General features: G+C 73.4%; 14 protein-coding genes. 3 read left to right on the top strand and 11 right to left on the bottom strand.

The window, feature by feature from the left end:
* Positions 1-4: 4 nt before the first annotated feature.
* From AB0316_RS11930 to smc, 6 genes are all read right to left on the bottom strand, one after another.
* Positions 5-2,365 (bottom strand): [protein-PII] uridylyltransferase, encoded by a 2,361-nt coding sequence (locus tag AB0316_RS11930; protein ID WP_366273226.1) that lies wholly within the window; start codon positions 2,363-2,365, stop codon positions 5-7.
* 89 nt (positions 2,366-2,454) lie between these two features.
* Positions 2,455-2,793, bottom strand: coding sequence for a P-II family nitrogen regulator (locus AB0316_RS11925; RefSeq protein WP_366273225.1), 339 nt, complete (start codon positions 2,791-2,793; stop codon positions 2,455-2,457).
* Entirely contained in the window at positions 2,790-4,277 is a 1,488-nt protein-coding gene (locus AB0316_RS11920) for an ammonium transporter (RefSeq protein WP_366273224.1), read from the bottom strand. Before AB0316_RS11920 ends, AB0316_RS11925 begins: the two co-directional genes overlap by 4 nt.
* 204 nt (positions 4,278-4,481) lie before the next feature.
* Positions 4,482-5,684 carry a signal recognition particle-docking protein FtsY gene (ftsY, locus tag AB0316_RS11915; protein WP_366273223.1) on the bottom strand — a complete coding sequence of 401 codons (1,203 nt, stop codon included), beginning with the start codon at positions 5,682-5,684 and terminating at the stop codon, positions 4,482-4,484.
* Between the two features lie 126 nt (positions 5,685-5,810).
* Positions 5,811-5,993, bottom strand: coding sequence for a hypothetical protein (locus AB0316_RS11910; RefSeq protein WP_366273222.1), 183 nt, complete (start codon positions 5,991-5,993; stop codon positions 5,811-5,813).
* Positions 5,994-6,135: 142 nt separating this feature from the next.
* A complete protein-coding gene (gene smc, locus AB0316_RS11905) occupies positions 6,136-9,714 on the bottom strand; it encodes a chromosome segregation protein SMC (protein ID WP_366273221.1) in 3,579 nt (1,192 codons plus the stop codon).
* Between the two features lie 119 nt (positions 9,715-9,833).
* On the opposite strand from smc, the gene AB0316_RS11900 reads away from it, so the two are divergent.
* Positions 9,834-10,493 (top strand): MSMEG_1061 family FMN-dependent PPOX-type flavoprotein, encoded by a 660-nt coding sequence (locus AB0316_RS11900; protein WP_366273220.1) that lies wholly within the window; start codon positions 9,834-9,836, stop codon positions 10,491-10,493.
* 35 nt (positions 10,494-10,528) lie between these two features.
* On the opposite strand, the gene AB0316_RS11895 is transcribed toward AB0316_RS11900, so the two are convergent.
* Together AB0316_RS11895 and AB0316_RS11890 are read right to left on the bottom strand one after the other, a co-directional pair.
* Positions 10,529-10,831 carry a chorismate mutase gene (locus AB0316_RS11895; RefSeq protein ID WP_366273346.1) on the bottom strand — a complete coding sequence of 101 codons (303 nt, stop codon included), beginning with the start codon at positions 10,829-10,831 and terminating at the stop codon, positions 10,529-10,531.
* A gap of 33 nt (positions 10,832-10,864) precedes the next feature.
* Positions 10,865-11,194 carry an acylphosphatase gene (locus AB0316_RS11890; protein ID WP_366273219.1) on the bottom strand — a complete coding sequence of 110 codons (330 nt, stop codon included), beginning with the start codon at positions 11,192-11,194 and terminating at the stop codon, positions 10,865-10,867.
* 107 nt (positions 11,195-11,301) lie between these two features.
* Between AB0316_RS11890 and AB0316_RS11885 the strand changes: the two genes are divergently transcribed.
* Positions 11,302-13,323: an acyltransferase family protein gene (locus AB0316_RS11885; protein ID WP_366273218.1), complete on the top strand. Its 2,022-nt coding sequence runs from the start codon at positions 11,302-11,304 to the stop codon at positions 13,321-13,323.
* A gap of 63 nt (positions 13,324-13,386) precedes the next feature.
* Here the strand turns inward: AB0316_RS11885 and AB0316_RS11880 are convergent, their stop codons facing one another.
* Genes AB0316_RS11880 through AB0316_RS11870 form a run of 3 tightly spaced genes read right to left on the bottom strand, consistent with a single transcriptional unit; the run spans position 13,387 to position 17,516 of the window.
* Positions 13,387-14,244 carry an MOSC N-terminal beta barrel domain-containing protein gene (locus tag AB0316_RS11880; RefSeq protein WP_366273217.1) on the bottom strand — a complete coding sequence of 286 codons (858 nt, stop codon included), beginning with the start codon at positions 14,242-14,244 and terminating at the stop codon, positions 13,387-13,389.
* Positions 14,241-16,166, bottom strand: a complete 1,926-nt coding sequence (locus tag AB0316_RS11875; RefSeq protein ID WP_366273216.1) for a M3 family metallopeptidase — start codon at positions 16,164-16,166, stop codon at positions 14,241-14,243. Before AB0316_RS11875 ends, AB0316_RS11880 begins: the two co-directional genes overlap by 4 nt.
* Positions 16,167-16,220: 54 nt before the next feature.
* Positions 16,221-17,516, bottom strand: a complete 1,296-nt coding sequence (locus tag AB0316_RS11870; RefSeq protein WP_366273215.1) for a hydroxyacid-oxoacid transhydrogenase — start codon at positions 17,514-17,516, stop codon at positions 16,221-16,223.
* 22 nt (positions 17,517-17,538) lie between these two features.
* Here AB0316_RS11870 and AB0316_RS11865 point away from each other — a divergent pair.
* On the top strand, positions 17,539-18,019 hold a 481-nt coding region (locus AB0316_RS11865; RefSeq protein WP_366273214.1), incomplete at its 3' end, for an FAD-dependent oxidoreductase.

Genomic DNA, 18,019 nt, shown 5'->3' with positions numbered 1-18,019 from the left:
GGGTTCAGCCGGCGTCGCAGGTGTCGATGATCATCGCCACGGTCTGTGCCGCCCGTGCCGGCGCGAGCCGGCCACCGCCGAACTCGGTCACGTAGAAGGTGTCGAGGGTCTGACCGGCATACGTGGCGATGTGGGCCGAGCGCACGGACAGCGACGCGCGAGCGAGCGTGATGCCGATGTCCTGGAGCAGGCCCGGTCGGTCGGTGGCGCGGACCTCGATCACCGTGGCGGTGTCCGAGGCGCTGGTGACCACCTTCGCCCGCGTCGAGTCGACCGACCCGGAGCCGGGGCTGCGCACCGCGGCGGACCGGCGCCGCTGCAGACGGCCGAGCGGTGTGCGGTCGCCGCCCGCCACCCGCCGCAGGTCGCGAGCGATGACGTCGGGCAGCGGGCTCTCGCCACCTGGCGAGTCGACCCACCACTCGTTGACGGCCACTCCGTCCAGCGTGCGCACGATCGCCGAGCGCACCACGAAGCCATGGGCGGCGAGCAGGCCCGCGGTGTCGGCGAAGAGCCCGGCCCGGTCGCGGTCCACGATGTCGAGCCGGTGCGCCCCGCCCAGGGAGACGACCGTCACGTAGGGCTCGCCGGAGGCGACCTGCTCGAGGGCTGCGTGCGGAAGAGCCAGTGCGTCGGTCGGTTCCACGACGAGGGTCCTCTCCTCCTGCGTCCGGGCGAGCGCCGCCCGGCAGGTCTCGTAGAGCCGCTGCACCAGGCCGGCTCGCCAGTCGGTCCAGGCCTTGGGTCCGGCAGCCGAGGCGTCCGCCTCGGTGAGGGCCCGGAGCAGGTCGAGCGTCGTCACGGACCCGTCGACGGCCTCGGACAGGGCCGCGATCGTCGCCGGGTCCTCGGGGTCGCGGCGCGTGGCGAGCTCGACGAGGGTCAGGTGCTCGCGCACGAGCCGCACGACGACCTCACGGTCGGGCTCCGGGACGCCCATCCGTTGCAGCACCGTGTCGGCGACCCGGGCGCCGGTGGCCGAGTGGTCGTGGGAGCCGGCGACCTTGCCGATGTCGTGCAGCAGCGCGGCGAGCACGAGCAGGTCCGGCCGGGCCACGTCGCGCACCATGCCGGCGGCCGCGACGACCGTCTCGACGAGGTGGCGGTCGACGGTGTGGCGGTGGACGGCGTTGCGCTGCGGCCGGCTGCGCACCGCCCGCCACTCGGGAATCCACCGCTCCACCACGCCGGCGAGGTCCAGTCCCTCCCAGACGGTGACGAGTCCCGGGCCCGTCGCGAGCAGGTCGGCGAAGAGGTTGCGTGCCACCTCCGGCCACGGCTCGGGCAGGGCGGGCGCGCTCGCGGCGAGGTTGCGCAGCGTGGCCGGGGACAGCGGTATGCCGCCGCGTGCGGCCACGACGGCCGCGCGCAGGGGGACGACCGGGTCGGACGCCAGGTCGGCGGAGGGCCCGAGGACCGCCTCGCCGTCGTGCCGGTAGAGGCCGTAGCCGAGCGGCGCGAGCTGAGGCCGTCGAGGCCCGACGCGCAGGGTCCTGGCCCGCTGGGACTGCATGGCACGGCGCAGGGTGCCGTCGACGGCATACGCGATCGTGCGGGCGGAGGTGGAGACGTCCGTGAGGAGGGCGTCGGCGTCGGTGTGGCCGAGCAGGGCCGCGCAGGCGTCCTGGTCCTCGCGGGTGAGCCGGTCGCGTCCTCGCCCTGTGACGACGTGGATCGCGTCGCGCACGTCGAGAAGGCGGTCGTACGCCTCGTCGACCTCGCCGTGCGGGCGGTCCGTCAGCCAGGCCGCGGTCAGGGCCCGCAGGACCGACATGTCGCGCAGGCCCCCGTGGGCCTCCTTGAGGTCCGGCTCGACCAGATGGGCGAGGTCGCCCTGGCGGGCGTGCCGTTGCACCACCGACTCCTGGATCTCGGCGAGCCGGGTGCGGGCGTTGGCGCGCCAGTCGTGGGCGACGGTCGAGCGCGCCGCGTTGACCACGTCGGTGTCCCCCGCCACGTGCGTGAGGTCGAGCAGTCCGACCGCGGCGCTCAGGTCGTCGGAGGCGACGGCCCGGCACTCGGCCACGGTGCGCACGCTGTGGTCGAGGCGGACTCCCGCATCCCAGATCGGGTACCACAGCTTGTCCGCGAAGGCCCCGACCTCCTTGCCGGACAGCCCCCTCGGGTGGTGCACGAGGACGAGGTCGTAGTCGCTGAGGGGGCCGCCGTCCCCACGGGCGAGGGAGCCGACCGCGGCGAGCGCGACGCCCTCGTGGCGGCGCCCGGCGCAGGCCTCGCGCCACAGCTGCTGGAGCCAGCCGAACCCGAACTCGGCGAGCGCCCGGCGCCGGGTGGGGCCGGCGCCGGGCGTCGCGAAGGTCCGGGTGCCGGCGAGGTCCAGACGTCTGGTGGTCACGTCGGTCATGTCAGCTGTCGCCGTCCCCTCGTTCGTGTTCTCGATGCCCGGCGTGTGCCGCCGGGCCGTGTGCTCTCAGCCGTGCTGGGTGCCCCGCCTCAGAGGGCCGAGACGCCGCGCTCGCCGGTGCGGACGCGGATCACGTCGTCCACGGGGACGGACCAGATCTTCCCGTCGCCGATGCGGCCGGTCTGGGCCGCCTTGAGGATGACCTCCATGACGTCCGGGGCGTCGATGTCGTCGACGAGCACCTCGAGGCGGACCTTGGGCACGAAGTCGACGGTGTACTCGGCGCCGCGGTAGACCTCGCTGTGGCCGCGCTGGCGGCCGTAGCCGCTGGCCTCGCTGATGGTCATGCCGGCCACCCCGAAGGCCTCCAGGGCCTCCTTCACCTCGTCGAGCTGGTGCGGCTTGATGATGGCGGTGATGAGCTTCATGCTGAGGCCTCTTCCTTGGGTGCCTTCTCGGCGGACGGGGTGGATGCTGCCGGTCCGGCCGGGGTGGCCGGCGCGGAGGCCGTGTGGCCGGCGAGCGCGCCGGTCCGCGACCCCCCGAGCGAACCGAAGTCGTAGCCGGTCTCCGCGTGCTCTGCCAGGTCGATGCCGCCGACCTCGTCCTCCTTGGAGATCCGGAAGCCGATCGTCTTGTGGAGCACCAGTCCGATGGCGTAGGTGACGACGAAGGAGAAGACGAGGACCGACAGCGCCCCCTCGACCTGGGCGAGCAGCTGTGAGGCGCCGCCGCCGTAGAGAAGGCCCTCGTTGACGTCCAGGCCGGCTGCGCCGGTCGGGCTGCCCTTCGTGGCGAGGAGGCCGATGAGCACGGTGCCGATGAGACCGCCGACCAGGTGGACGCCGACGACGTCGAGGCTGTCGTCGAAGCCGAACCGGAACTTCAGGCCCACGGCCAGGGCGCAGCCGACCCCGGCGAGGAGGCCGACGACGAGCGCCCCGACCGGTGACACGGTGGCGCAGGCGGGAGTGATCGCGACCAGCCCGGCCACCACGCCTGAGGCCGCACCGAGGGAGGTGGCGTGGCCGTCGCGCAGCTTCTCGGTCAGGAGCCAGCCCAGCATGGCCGTGGCTGTCGCGGCGAGGGTGTTGACCCAGACGCCGGCCGCCTGGACCCCTGCGCCGAGCGCCGAGCCCGCGTTGAAGCCGAACCAGCCGAACCACAGGATGCCGGCTCCGATCATGACGAGCGTGAGGTTGTGCGGGCGCATCGGGTCGCGCCGGAAGCCGACCCGCTTGCCGATCACCAGGGCGAGGGCGAGACCGGCCGCTCCGGCGTTGATGTGGATGGCCGTGCCCCCGGCGAAGTCGTAGGCGCCGGCGCCCCCGAGGAAGAGCCCCTCGGCCTTGTTGGCGATCCAGCCGCCCGTCTCGGCGGCGTAGCCGTTGAAGGCGAACACCCAGTGGGCCGCAGGGAAGTAGACGAGGGTGGCCCAGATGACCGTGAAGATCGTCCAGGTGCTGAACTTCGCGCGGTCGGCGATCGCCCCGGAGACCAGGGCCACGGCGATGATCGCGAACACGACCTGGAAGGCGACGAACGCGGTGGCGGGGATGCCACCGGCCGCGGCAGTGCCCTTGGCGGCGTCAGCCGGGACGAAGCCGTAGATCTGGTCGAGGACGCCGCTGAGGCCGAAGTGCGTGAAGGGGTTGCCGAGGAGCCCGCCGCCGAGATCCGGGCCGAACGTCTCGCTGTACCCCCAGAGGATCCACACCGTGCCGACCGTGCCCATCGTGATGAACGACATCATCATCATGTTGAGGACGCTCTTGGTGCGGACCATGCCGCCGTAGAAGAGGGCGAGACCGGGGGTCATGAACAGGACCAGGGCGGCCGCTGCCAGGACCCACGCGGTGTTCCCGCTGTCGGTGAACGGTGCGTCTGCCGTCACGTAGGTAAGTGCGCTCATGGCGAGAAGCGTGGAGCCGGGGAATTTCGGCCGGAGGCGCCGTGTGTTACGGCGGTGTCAACAACGGGCCGGCGGTGTTAGCGGATGGTTTCGCCCACGGGGCCGTCCGCATCGTGGACCCGCCCGGCCGCTCGGGGCGACCGGGGACGCAGGAATGCCGCCCGGCGGTGCCGGGCGGCATTCCTGTTCGTCGAGGAGCAGCGACTACATCACGATGGCGTCGACGAAGGCCTCGGGGTCGAAGGGGGCGAGGTCGTCGGGCCCCTCGCCGAGGCCGACGAGCTTGACCGGGACGCCGAGCTGGCGCTGGACGGCCACGACGATGCCGCCCTTGGCCGTGCCATCGAGCTTGGTCAGCACGATGCCGGTGACGTCGACCGCCTCGGAGAAGACCTTGGCCTGCTGCAGGCCGTTCTGCCCGGTGGTCGCGTCGAGGACGAGGAGCACCTCGTCGATCTCGCTCTGCTTCTCGATGACGCGCTTGACCTTGCCGAGCTCGTCCATGAGACCCACCTTGTTGTGCAGGCGGCCGGCGGTGTCGATGATGACGACGTCGACCTCCTCCTCGATGCCGGCCTTGACGGCGTCGAAGGCCACCGCGGCCGGATCGGCGCCGTCCTTGTCGGAGCGCACGGTGGGCACGCCGACCCGCGCGCCCCAGGTCTCGAGCTGGTCGGCGGCGGCGGCGCGGAAGGTGTCGGCCGCGCCGAGGAGCACCTCGCGGTCCTCGGCGACGAGGACCCGGGCGAGCTTGCCGACGGTCGTGGTCTTGCCGGTGCCGTTGACGCCGACGACGAGGATGACGGCGGGCCGGTCGCCGACCCGGGTGCTGGTGATGCGGCGGTCCATCTCCGGCTGGACGAGGGCGAGCAGGTCCTCACGGAGCCAGCCGCGGACGGTCGCCTCGTCGGTGGCGCCGTCGACCTTGACCCGCGTGCGCAGGGAGTCGACGAGCTCGGTGGTCGCCTCGACACCGAGGTCGGAGGAGATGAGGGTGTCCTCGACCTCCTCCCACGTCTCCTCGTCGAGCTTGCCGCGCGAGAGGAGGGCGAGCAGGCCCTGGCCGATGGAGGAGTTGGAGCGCGCGAGACGGGCGCGCAGCCGCTGAAGGCGTCCTCGGGCGGACGCCGGGCGCTCGACGGTCGGCTGGGGCGGGGTGGGCGCGACCTCCGGCTCGGGCTCGACCTCGACGGTGGCGGCGGCTCCCGGCCTCTCCGGCGGGGCGACGGTGTCGGTGCTGTCGCCCGGCGGCTGTCGGTCGAGGTCCTCGCCGGGAAGCCCCGGACGAGCCGGCGGGGCCTCGCGCTCGAGGGTCCGGCGCCGGCCGGTCAGGAGACTGACGCCGTAGGCGATGGCCCCGAGCAGGACGATGACGCCGATGATGACGTAGATCAAGACTGTGTCCACCCGGCCATCCAACCACGGCACGGGGCGGGCTCCGGGCGGCCTCCGCAGGCGCTCGGGGCGCCGCGGACGCGGCTCGGCCACCGGTCGTTCACCGGTGGCCGAGGAGGTGGGCAGGCGGTCTGGCGGCTACGGCGTACGCGTTCGCGGCCGACCGAGGGTGCCGGCTCGGCGTCGTGCCGAGCGGGCCACCCCTTCCCCCTTGGCGGTGAGCAGGTCCCGGCCGCCCCGGTGCGCGGGCACCGCGACGACACCGACGACCGCGACACCGAGTCCGGTGACGACGAGCATCGAGATGACGAGGAAGACCATGTGAGAAGAGTGACTGATGTGACTGGTGTGACGCAAATGGCGCTGGATGACGATTCGGCAACGACGACATGGCCGTCCGGCGCCCGCACCGAGAGGGATGGGCGACGGTGCGGCGGCAACGGGGCGGCGTGTGCCGGCGGCCTCAGGCGGGACGGTCGGCGACGTCGCGCAGTCGCTGCGAGACGACCGTGGTGACGCCGTCCCCGCGCATGCTGACGCCGTAGAGCGCGTCGGCGATCTCCATCGTCTTCTTCTGGTGCGTGATGACGATGAGCTGGGAGCTGTCGCGCAGCTCCTCGAAGAGGGTGATGAGCCGTCCGAGGTTGGCATCGTCGAGGGCTGCCTCGACCTCGTCCATGATGTAGAAGGGCGAGGGCCGCGCCTTGAAGATCGACACGAGCAGCGCGACGGCCACGAGCGAGCGCTCGCCACCGGAGAGCAGCGACAGGCGCTTGATCTTCTTCCCCGGCGGCCGGGCCTCGACCTCGAGGCCGGTGGTCAGCATGTTCGACGGGTCGGTGAGCACGAGCCGGCCCTCGCCGCCTGGGAAGAGCCGCTGGAAGACGCGCTCGAACTGCACGGCGGTGTCCTCGAAGGCCTCGGCGAAGACGCGCTCGACGCGCTCGTCGACCTCCTTGACGATGTCGAGCAGGTCGCGCTTGCTGTTCTTCAGGTCCTCGAGCTGTTCGGTGAGGAACTTGTGCCGCTCCTCCAGGGCGCTGAACTCCTCGAGTGCGAGCGGGTTGATCCGGCCCAGCGCGCTGAGCTTGCGCTCGGCCTGGCGTAGCCGCTTCTCCTGCACGTCCCGGACGAAGGGCACCGGCTCCGGCTGCGGCGCGTCCGGGTCGGCGTCGGGGTCGGGCACGACGGGGACGGGCTGATGTGGCCCGAACTCCTCGACGAGGTCGCCCGGCGCGATGCCGAGCTCCTCGACCGCCTTGGTCTCGAGCTGCTCGATGCGCAGCCGCTGCTGCGTGCGAGCCACCTCGTCGCGGTGGACCGTGTCGGTCAGCTCGCGCAGCTCGGCCTGCAGCGTCGCGATGTCGCGGCGGACCACGGCGAGCTCGGCGTCCCGCTCGGTGCGCTCGGCCTCCCCCGCGGCCCGGGCCCGACCGGCCTGCTCGGCCCAGTCCACGAGCAGCTCGTGGGCCCACGTCGCGGCGCTGCGCACGGCCTCGGCCACGGCCGCCTCCCGCCGGCGACGCTCGCGCTTCTCGGCGAGGCGCCGGCGCGTCTCCTCCTCGTGGCGAGCGCTCCGCTCGAGCGCGTCGGCGCGGTCCTTGAGGGCGCGGGCCCGCTCCTCACGGGTGCGCAGCCCCAGGCGTAGGTCGGTCTCGGCCGCGCGGGCCTCGCGCGCCAGGGCCTCGAGGCGGTCGCGCTCCTCGGTCGAGGGCTCCTCGGCGAAGTCGCCCTCGCCGCTCGCCGCCTCCAGCCGCTCGAGCAGCGAGGCGTGCTCGGCCCGGTCGCTCTCGAGCGCGTGGGTCGCGTCGGCGATCGCCTTCTCGGTGCGCTCGACCTCGGCACGGGCCGCCCGCAGGGTCTGGCCGAGCGAGCCGAGCTTCTCGGCGATGGCCGCCATCCGGGCGTCGCTCTCGTTGAGCCGCTCGAGCGCCGCCTCCACCGCCTCGGCGAGCTCGGCGCGCGCGGCCTCGGCCCCGGCGACCCGGAACCGGGCCTCCTCCCCCTCGCGGGTGGCGCGGGCCATGGCGTCCTGCGCGTCGTCGAGCGCGGCCTGCAGCTCGAGCAGGCTGGGGGCGCTGGTGCTGCCGCCGCGGACGGTGCCGGGCGCGTAGACGTCGCCCGCCTGGGTCACCGCCGTGAGGCCGGGGTGGGTCCGGAGCAGCGCGGTCGCCTGGTGCGCGTCGGCGACGAGGGCGACGCGGTCGAGGACCTGGTCGAGGGCCGGGCGGACGACGTCGGGGCACTGCACGACGTCGAGGGCCCAGCGCGCATTCCCGTCGATCTGCGGCCACGCGGTGCGGTCGAGCGCACCGGCGGACTCGGCCACGAGCAGGCTCGCGCGTCCGTGGTCACCCTCCCGCAGGGCGTCCAGGGCTGCCGCGGCGGCGTCGAGCGACCCCACGGCGAGCGCCTCGGCGGCGGACCCGAGGGCGGCTGCGACGGCGTTCTCGAGGCCCGGCTCGACGGTCACGAGGGAGGCGACCGACCCGAGGATCTGGTGCCCGTCGTCGGCGGCCGCGAGCAGGGCCGCGGCGCCGTCCTTGCGGCGCAGGCTGAGCCCGAGCGCCTCCACCCGGGCGGCCGCGGTCTGGCGCGCCCGTTCGGCGGTGGACTCGGCCTCCTTCCACCGGGCCAGCTCGGCCTCGGCCGCCTCCAGCCGCTCGGCGGCCTCCTCGTAGGCGGTGTCGAGGCCCTCCTCGCCCTCCTCGTCCTCGGCGACGCTCGCCTCGAGGCGGGAGAACTCCCGCTCGGCCTCGGCCGCGCGGGCCTGGGCAGCCTCGACCGTGCTGCGCAGTCGTCCGACCTCGGCCTCGCGAGCCTCGATGCGGGACGCGCGGGCGCCCACCTGCCCGCCGAGCTTGGCCAGGCCCTCACGGCGGTCGGCCGCCGCGCGGACCTCGCGCTGGAGGCGGCCGATCTCCTCGGCGTGGCTGCGCTCGGCGTCGGTGCGGCTGAGCACGGCCTCCTCGAGGGCGGCCTTGGCCTCGGCGATCTCCTCGAGCAGGAACGCCTCCTGCTCGCGCACCTCGGCGGCCTGGACACGCAGCTGCTCCGGGTCGCGGCCCTGGCCGGCATCCCCCGGCTCGTCGTCCTCACTGAGCAGGCGTACGCGTTCGGCGGCGAGCGAGCGGGTCGACGCCATCCGCTCCACGAGCCGTCCGAGCGAGACGTACTCGTCCTGCGCCCGGGTCAGGGCCGGGCGGGCCGCCTCGGCCGCGGCCTCGAGCGAGGACAGCCGCTCGGCGAGGCCCGCGATGGACTCCTCCACCTCGCTGCGCCGCTCGATCAGGGCGGACTCGTCGGCGACCTCCTGCTCGAGGGTCGACCTGAGCTGCACGAGGTCGTCGGCGAGCAGCCGCAGCCGGGCGTCGCGGGCATCGGTCTGGATGACGGCGGCCCTGCGCGCCGTCTCGGCCTGCCGGCCGAGCGGACCCAGCTGGCGGCGGATCTCCCCCGTCAGGTCGTGCACGCGGGTGAGGTTGGCCTCCATCGTCTCGAGCTTGCGCAGTGCGCGTTCCTTGCGCTTGCGGTGCTTGAGGACACCGGCCGCCTCCTCGATGAAGCCGCGGCGCTCCTCCGGCGTGGCGCGCAGGACGGTGTCGAGCTGGCCCTGTCCGACGATGACGTGCATCTCGCGGCCGATGCCGCTGTCCGAGAGAAGCTCCTGCACGTCGAGCAGGCGGCACGGGGTGCCGTTGATCGCGTACTCCGACCCGCCGTTGCGGAACATCGTGCGCGAGATCGTGACCTCGGTGTAGTCGATCGGCAGGGCGCCGTCGGTGTTGTCGATCGTCAGCGCCACCTCGGCGCGGCCCAGGGGCGCCCGCCCCGCCGTACCGGCGAAGATGACGTCCTCCATCTTCCCGCCGCGCAGCGACTTCGCGCCCTGCTCGCCCATGACCCAGGCGAGCGCGTCGACGACGTTGCTCTTGCCCGAGCCGTTGGGTCCGACGATGCAGGTGATGCCGGGCTCGAGGCGCATGTGGGTCGCGGAGGCGAAGGACTTGAAGCCCTTCAGGGTGAGGCTCTTGACGTACACGACCCGATTAGTCCTTTTCCCAGCCTGCCAGCGATCCGGGCCAGCGTACTAGCCGGGCAGCCCGGGCTCGTGGATGCGAGCCGGCCCGCCTGCCGGGGCGGACGGCATACCGTGGGCGGGTGGACGTCGACCCCAAGGCACAGCCGCTCGCAGCCGGCGAGCACCTCGTCACCTCGCTCGAGCGGCTGCTCGAGGTCTACCCCGCCGCCCCGGCGCCCAACTCGCTCGCGAAGGAGTCGTCGACGATCACGCCGGGTCAGGCCCGGATCATCGCCGCGGCGCCGTTCGTCGTCGTCGCCACCGTCGGCGACGGTGGCCTCGACCAGTCGCCACGCGGGGACACTCCCGGCTTCGTCGTGGTCCGCGACGAGCGCACGCTCGTCATCCCCGACCGACGCGGCAACAACCGCCTGGACACGCTGCGCAACGTGGTGGCCGACCCCCGGGTAGGCCTGCTCTTCCTCGTGCCGGGGCTCGGCGAGGAGCTGCGGGTGCGCGGCACGGCGGTCGTGTCGACCGACCCCGCGGAGCTGGCCCGGCACGCCGTGCGGGGCGTGCTGCCGGCGTCGGTGCTCGTCATCACGGTCGAGCGCGTCTACTTCCAGTGCGCCCGGGCGGTGCGGCGCAGCCGGCTGTGGGACCCGGCCTCCCGGGTCCACCCCCGCACGCTGCCCACCGCGGGCGACCTGACCCGCGAGGCGGGCGGCTTCTCGTCCGAGGCGGAGGCGGCCGCGTACGACGCCGCCCTCGAGGCACGCCAGGAGGCGACGCTCTACTGAGTCTGTCGCCAGGCGAGTGAGAGGCCCGCCGAGGGCTACGAGCCGCCGTTGGCGATGTGCTCGTGGTGGTGGATGACCTCGGCGATGATGAAGTTGAGGAACGCCTCGGCGAAGACCGGGTCGAGCCCGGCGCTGTCGGCCAGCGTGCGCAGGCGGGCGATCTGCTGCTCCTCGCGCCGGGGGTCGGCGGGCGGCAGGTGCCGCTCGGCCTTGAGCCGGCCCACCTGCTGCGTGCACTTGAAGCGCTCCGCGAGCAGATGCACCAGTGCCGCGTCGATGTTGTCGATGCTGCTGCGCAGCCGGGCCAGCTCGGCAGGCACCTCGGGCTCGTCGCTCACCGGCTGATCGCTCACCGCGCCAGCCTAGGTCGGTCAGCGCTCGACGAAGCCGGCGGTCCCGCCCCTCGGGACGCCCTGCTGCACGACGACGGCCTCGACGCGTCCGGGGCGCCGCCGGGTCGACGGGGACTCGCGCAGCAGCGCCTCGAGGGCTGCGACGGCGTCGGCACTGCCCTGGGCCACCACCTCGACGCGCCCGTCGGCGGTGTTGCGCGCGTGGCCGACGAGGCCGAGCTCGAGGGCGCGGGCCCGCGTCCACCAGCGGAACCCGACGCCCTGCACGGTGCCGCGCACGAACATGGTCGCGCGCACCGTCTGCCCGGTCTCGGGGGCGCCGGGGGTGTCGTGATCCGCCTCGTCCATCCCCACACCGTATGCCGCGTGGCGCCGCAACCCGGTTCCCGGCCGAAACTATGCTCGCGACAGGCACCGCGGTGACTCCACGCACCGAGGCCCACGGAAGGAGCGACGTGTCGACGTCGGCGATCTCTCGGGCGGCTGGCACGGGTCAGGCCGCCGACACGGCCACGGAGGCCGGCTCCCCATCCGGCCGTGCGCGCGCGGGCGTGGCCGCCTCTCCGGGACGACCGGGCCGCATCGAGGGCTTGGACGGCCTGCGGGCAGTCGCCATCGTGGCCGTCGTCGTCTACCACCTCAACGCCTCGTGGCTGCCGGGCGGTTTCCTCGGCGTCGACGTCTTCTTCGTCGTCTCGGGCTTCCTCATCACCACGCTGCTCGTGCGCGAGCGCGAGGGCACGGGCCGCATCGCCCTCTCCCAGTTCTGGCTGCGGCGAGCGCGCCGGCTGCTGCCCGCGCTCGTGCTGTGCGTCGTCACGAGCGTGCTCATCGCCCGGGCCGTGAGCTCGGACCTGCTCGTCGACATCGGCCGTGAGATCGTCGGCGCACTGACCTTCTCGACGAACTGGCTCGAGATCACGGCCGGCACGAGCTACTTCGACCAGACCGCTCCGCAGCTGTTCATGAACTTCTGGTCGCTCGCGGTCGAGGAGCAGTTCTACTTGGTGTGGCCGCTGCTGACGCTGGCCCTGCTGGCCTTCTCGAGCCGGATCCGTGTCGCCGCCGCCGTCACCGTGGGGTTGGCCTCGTCGGCGCTCATGGCGGTCATGTTCACCCCGGGCACCGACGCCACGCGGGTCTACTACGGCACCGACACCCACGTCATGGGCCTCATGGCCGGTGCGGCGCTCGCGTTCGCGTGGGCCAGCCCCCGCCTCGCACCACGACTGGCCCCTTCCCGGTGGGGGCGCCACGGGGCGTATGCCGTGCCGCTCGCCCTCGTGGTCCTGCTCGCCGAGATGGTGCTGCTCGACGAGCAGTCGAGCTGGACGTTCCGTGGCGGCATCCTGCTGGCCTCGTTGGCCACCGCCGTGCTCGTCATGGGCGTGGTCGAGCGTCGCCCGGGCGGGCCGCGACTCGTCTCCCGCGTCATGCGTCACCCCGCCCTGGGCTGGGTGGGCGCGCGCTCGTACTCCATCTACCTCTGGCACTGGCCGGTCATCCTGCTCGTCGCGCTCGACAACCCGTCCGCACCCGGCACGGTGTCGCACCTGCTGACCCGGCTGTGGTGCGTGCTCGTGACCGTGGCCCTGGCCGACCTGACCTACCGCTTCGTCGAGACCCCGTTCCGCACCCTGGGCTTCCGGGGCGTCGCGAGGGCCCTGGGGCGAGGGGTCTCCGAGCTGACCCTGCGCGGCCGGCGCGTCGTCGCCGTCGTCGTCGCGGTGCTCGCCGTCGCGACCGGCACCATCGTGCTCACCGCCCCCGACCAGACCCAGACGGCGCAGATGCTGGCCCAGAACGAGGCCTCGGCCGACCAGCAGGCGCCCACCGTCGCGCCGTCGGCAAACCCCTCGACACCGGGCAGCACCGGTGCCACGACCCCGGCGGCCACCCCGGCCACACCAGGCGCGAGCTCGGGCCCGGCGCCCGCCGCGAAGGCGTCGTTCGCGATGCCGAGCGGTCCCGACATCGACGCCTACGGCGACTCGATCATGGTCGGCAGCCTGCAGGCGCTGCGCTACTACTTCCCCGGCATCCGCATCGACGCCAAGTCCAACCGCCGCTGGTCCGACGGCCTCGCGCAGGTGCGTGCCCGCGGCACCGACAACCGGCGTGCCGTCATCCTCGCGTTCGGCACCAACGCCGGCGTCGACGAGGACGCCGTCAAGCAGGTGCTCGACACCCTGGGCCCCAAGCGCATGGTCGTCCTCGTCAACATCATGGCGCCCTTCTCACGGGTCGACACCGACAACGCGACGCTCACGCTCGTGGCCCGCGACCGGCCCAACGTCGTGGTCGCGGACTGGGCCGACGCCGTGCGCGCCCACCCCGACCAGGTGCAGTCCGACCGCATCCACCCGACCCTCACCGGTGCCCACCTCTTCTCCAAGACGGTGCGCCAGGCGATGGCCGACCTGTCCCAGCGCCTCACCGGCAAGAAGGTCGTCCTGAAGGACCTGCCGATCCCCTGAGCCGGCCGCGTGGGTCGAGCGCGCGCACGGAGAGCACGCCGGACGCGTACGGCCACGGGGAAATCAGTCGGCGACGACCTCGTCGCCGACCCGGATGGTGGCCCCGGGTGCGAGCGGCAGCACCGGTGTGAGGCGGATGCCGAACCATGTCGCCCCGTCCCACTTGCGATGCCGGGCCAGCGTGCGGATCGGCTCCTTGCGGGTGCGCAGGTCCGACCGGTCGATGGTGGTCATGACGCAGCGGTCGCACACCATCGTGGCGCGGAACGGCACGTCGCCGATGCGCACCGAGGACCACGAGTCCTCCGCGAACGGCTCGCTCCCGTCGACCACGACGTTGGGGCGGAACCGCTCGTGGTCGACCTCGACGCCAGGCTGCTCGAGGCGCTCCAGCGCCGTCTCGAGCATCCAGTCGCCGAGGCGGCGCAGCGACGACTCCGACGTGACGTGCAGCGGCGCCGCGTCGGAGAGGGAGTTGCGGTCCTCGGGCCGACCACCCAGCTCGGGACGGATCGGCCGGTGCGTCGCGTCGTCCTGCCACACGAGCCGCAGCGGCCTGCCGGTCCGGGCGGTCAGCCACGCGTCGGCGGCGGGACCTGCGGGCCGGGCCGATGCCTGACCGGAGAACTCGACGGGCACCGGCTCGGCGTCCGTGGGCGCGGCCACCTCCAACGCGTCGGCCCCGTCGGCGGAGAGTCGGATCGCGCCGTCGGCGAGCGGCTCGGCGCGCAGGCCCAGCAGGGCGTGCTCCTCCCTCGCCGTGACCTTGACCCCGGAACCGTCGACGACCGCCCAGCGGCGGTCACCGCGCAGCCCGCACTCCTCGACGACCGCCTCCTGCACGGCCACGCCCGCGAGCGACTTCACCGGATAGGTGGTCAACCCGGTGACCACCACGCGCGTCGACACCTGCGCGCTCACTCGGCCAGCCATGCGGCATACGCGTCGAAGGTGTAGGGCCGGCCGAGGAAGTCCTCGACGAGGTCGGCCGCGTCCCGCCGACCCCCCTGGGCCAGGACCTTGTCGCGGTACGCGCCGGCCACCTCGGGGTCGAACAGGTCGCCGCGGTCGAACGCCGAGAACATGTCCTTGGCGATGACGAGCGACCACATGTAGGTGTAGTAGGCCGAGCTGTAGCCGTCGAGGTGGCCGAAGTGGCAGTGCATGTGCGTGCCCGGCAGGTAGGGGAACACCGAGTACCGGCCCATCAGCTCGCGCAGGCGACCGGTCAGGTCGTCGGTGCGGTTGACGTGGAAGTCGTAGGACAGGGCGGCGTAGAACATCTGGGTGCGCGCGTCGTAGCCCTTGCCGAAGTCGTCGGCCCGGCGCATGGCCTCCACGAGCTCGGCCGGGATCGTCTCACCCCCGGCGTTGCGGGCGAAGGTCGCGAGGACCGCCGGGTCCCAGGCCCACTCCTCGAGCATCTGGCTGGGGGCCTCGACGAAGTCCCACTCGGTCGCGACCCCGGAGAAGCGCACCCACTCGGAGCGCCCGGCGAGGACGTGGTGGATGAGGTGCCCGAACTCGTGGAAGAGCGTCACGACCTCGTCGTGCTCCATCAGGCCCCGCCCGAAGTTGCACACGAGCACGCCCTCGGGCAGCTGCGTGCCCGTGACGCCCCGGACGAGGTCGAACTGCGCGGCGTGCTTGTACTTGCCCTCGCGCGGGTGCAGGTCGAGGTGGATGCGCCCGATGCGCTCGCCCTCGAAGGCGACGTCGAAGGTGGCGACCTCCTCGTGCCAGGTGCGGGCGTCCCCGGCGGGCACGGCGGTCCACTCGAGGCCGAACAGCCGGCCGGTGACGTCGAGCAGGCCCTGGCGCACCGCCTCGAAGGGGAAGTAGGTGCGCACCCGCTGGGCGTCGACCGCGAGGTCCTCCTTGCGCACCAGCTCGGAGTAGTAGGGCACGTCGGCGCCGTCGATGTCGGTCGCGTCGGGCCGGTCGCGGCGCAGGCGCTCGAGCAGCACCTTCTTGTCCCGCTCGGCGCTCGCGGTCGACAGGTCGGTGATGCGGTCGATGAACTCGGCGATCGCCGGACCGGTGCGGATCATCTTGACCTCGGCGTCGAAGTCGGCCCAGGAGGCGTAGCCGAGGAGCTCGGCGTGCTCGCGGCGGGCGGCGAAGATGTCCTGCAGGACCCGGTCGTTCGCGGGCCAGGCGATGGTGAGGAACTGCGTGGCGAGCTCGCGCCGGGCCTCGGCATCGTGGGCGAAGGTGCGGAACGGCACGACGTCGGGGTAGTCGGTGGTGACCGTGACGAGGCCGTCGTCCTCGACCGGGTGGGCGTCCACCCAGTCCTGCGGCAGCCCCGCGAGCCGCTCGGGAGTGACCCTGATGCTGCGCACGTCCTCACGGATGTTCTTGCTGAACTCCTGGCTGAGCAGGATCTCGCGCTCGCTCAGCTCGCGCAGCCGCTCGCGGGTCGCCTCGTCGCGGTCGACGCCGGCCCGGTGGAAGTCGCGCAGCGTCCGCTCGAGCACGCGGGCGGCGTCGGCGTCGAGGCCGCTCGGGTCGAGCCCGGCCAGCACGGCGTACAGCCGGGTGTCGAGGCCGAGGTCGGTGTCGAGCTTCTGCACCTGCTGGGCCACGGCCTCGGCGCGCTCGCGCACGGACGCGTCCGGGTGCACCTCCGAGAAGAGCGAGCCGACCGACGCGGCGTTGGACAGTGCCGTCTGGGCCTCGTTCCAGACCCGGAGCACCTCGAGAGCCTCCGTCGGCGGGTCGCTGCGCAGCCCCTCGACGAGGGAGCGGGCGAGGGCGAGCTGCTGCTCGCCGCGCTCGCCGACCCACTCGAGCCAGTCGCTCGACAGGGGTAGGGGCAGGTGGGTGGGCTCCGTCGTCACAGGGGGCACTGTATGCCGCCCCACCGGGGCTCACGGGCCCAGCGGCCCGCGGCGCTAGTCCCAGAGCTGCAGCGAGCGCGTCACGATGCCGGCGAGGTCGTCGGCGTGCACCTCTCGCGGGCTCGTCGCGAGCAGTCGCTGCTGCTTGAGCGCCCCGTCGACGAGGTCGTCGACGTCTCCCTCGCGATAGCCCACGGCGTGCAGCCCGTTCGGCATGCCGATGTCGCGCATGAGGTCGGCGAGCACGCCGGGCAGCACGTCGCGCGGCTCCCCCGCCCACCGTCGGCCGTGGCCGGGGTCGAGCAGCCGGGCCGCTGCCAGGTGCCGCTCGGGGTCGGCCTCGAAGGTCCAGCGGAACGCCTCTGGCGCCGTCAGGGCGACGGCCATGCCGTGCGGCACCATCGGCTCGTGGCGGGGGTAGCCGTCCGGGTGGAAGTCGCGCACGCGTCCTGCGATCGGGTACGCGTTGGCGTGCGGCACGTGGACGCCTGCGTTGCCGAAGCCGAGCCCCGCGAACGTCGCCGCCAGGGCCATCTCGCCCCGCGCCGCGTCGTCGGAGCCGTCGCGCACGGCCGAGCGGAACGCCTTGGCGAGCAGGGACATCGCGCGCTCGGACCACATGTCGGAGATGGGGTTGCTGCCGCAGTAGGGCACCCGCTCCCCCGGCTGCTTGCGCTCGTAGGTGGTGAAGGGGCGGGCGGTCCAGCTCTCGAGGGCGTGGCACAGGATGTCCATGCCGGCGCTGGCCGTCACGCCGGCGGGCTGGGACGCCGTGAGCCGGGGGTCGACGACGGCCAGGCTCGGCCGAAGGCGCACGTGGCTGATGCCGGTCTTGACCTTGAGCGAGAGCACGTCGAGCACGCAGATCGTCGTGCTCTCGGCACCGGTGCCCGTGGTCGTGGGGACCGCGACGAGCGGCGCGAGCGGACGGCTGGGCGCACGGGCCGCACCCACCGGAGCGTTGACGTAGTCCATGAGGTCCCCGCCGTCGGACAGCAGCAGGTCCACCGCCTTGGCCGTGTCGATCGACGACCCGCCACCGACGGCGACGTAGCCGTCGAAGGGGCCGTCGGCACGAGCCCGCTCTGCCGCCGCGACGAGACTCGCGTCCGTGGGCTCGACGTGCGCCGAGTCGTGCACCACCGCCTCTAGGCCGAAGCCCCGTATGCCGTCGGCCACCCGGTCGGGCCATCCCGTGGCGAGCACCCCGGGGTCGGTCACGACGAGCACCCGATGTGACCCCAGGGCGAGCAGGTCGTGGCCGATCTCGTCGGCCGCGCCGGCTCCGAACTTCAGGGACGGCGCGCCGTAGGTGAAGACCGACTCGGGGCTGGCTGGCGACCACGTCATGGGGCCACCCTAGGGTGAGGGCATGACCGAGGAGCGCCCCGCACGGACCCTCGTCGTGGGCGCAGGCCAGGCCGGCATCTCGCTCGTGACGGCCCTGCGCGAGCTCGGCGACACGGCACCGGTCGTCCTCGTCGGCGACGAGCCCGAGCCGCCCTACGAGCGGCCACCCCTGTCCAAGGGCTATCTGCGGGGTGAGCACGACCGCGCCTCCCTCGTCTTCCACGACACCGGGTGGTTCGCCGACCTCGGCGTCGAGCTCGTCACCGGGGACCCCGTGGTCGCCGTCGAGCGCGACGCCACCGGGGGCAGCGCGACGACGGCCTCGGGCCGGACCCTCCAGTTCGAGCGGCTCGCGCTGACCACGGGCGCCACCAACCGCACACTGCCGGTGGCCCACGTGACCGGACGCCTGACCGAGCCCCTGACCGAGCCCCTGACCGAGCCCCTGACCGAGCCCCTGACCGAGCCCCTGACCGAGCCCCTGACCGAGCCCCTGACCGAGC

Origin of the sequence: Terrabacter sp. NPDC080008 (assembly GCF_040702505.1) — a bacterium.
GTDB lineage: Bacteria > Actinomycetota > Actinomycetes > Actinomycetales > Dermatophilaceae > Terrabacter.
Note: the sequence above shows the minus strand (reverse complement) of the source record. Positions and strands in the feature narration are given on the sequence as shown.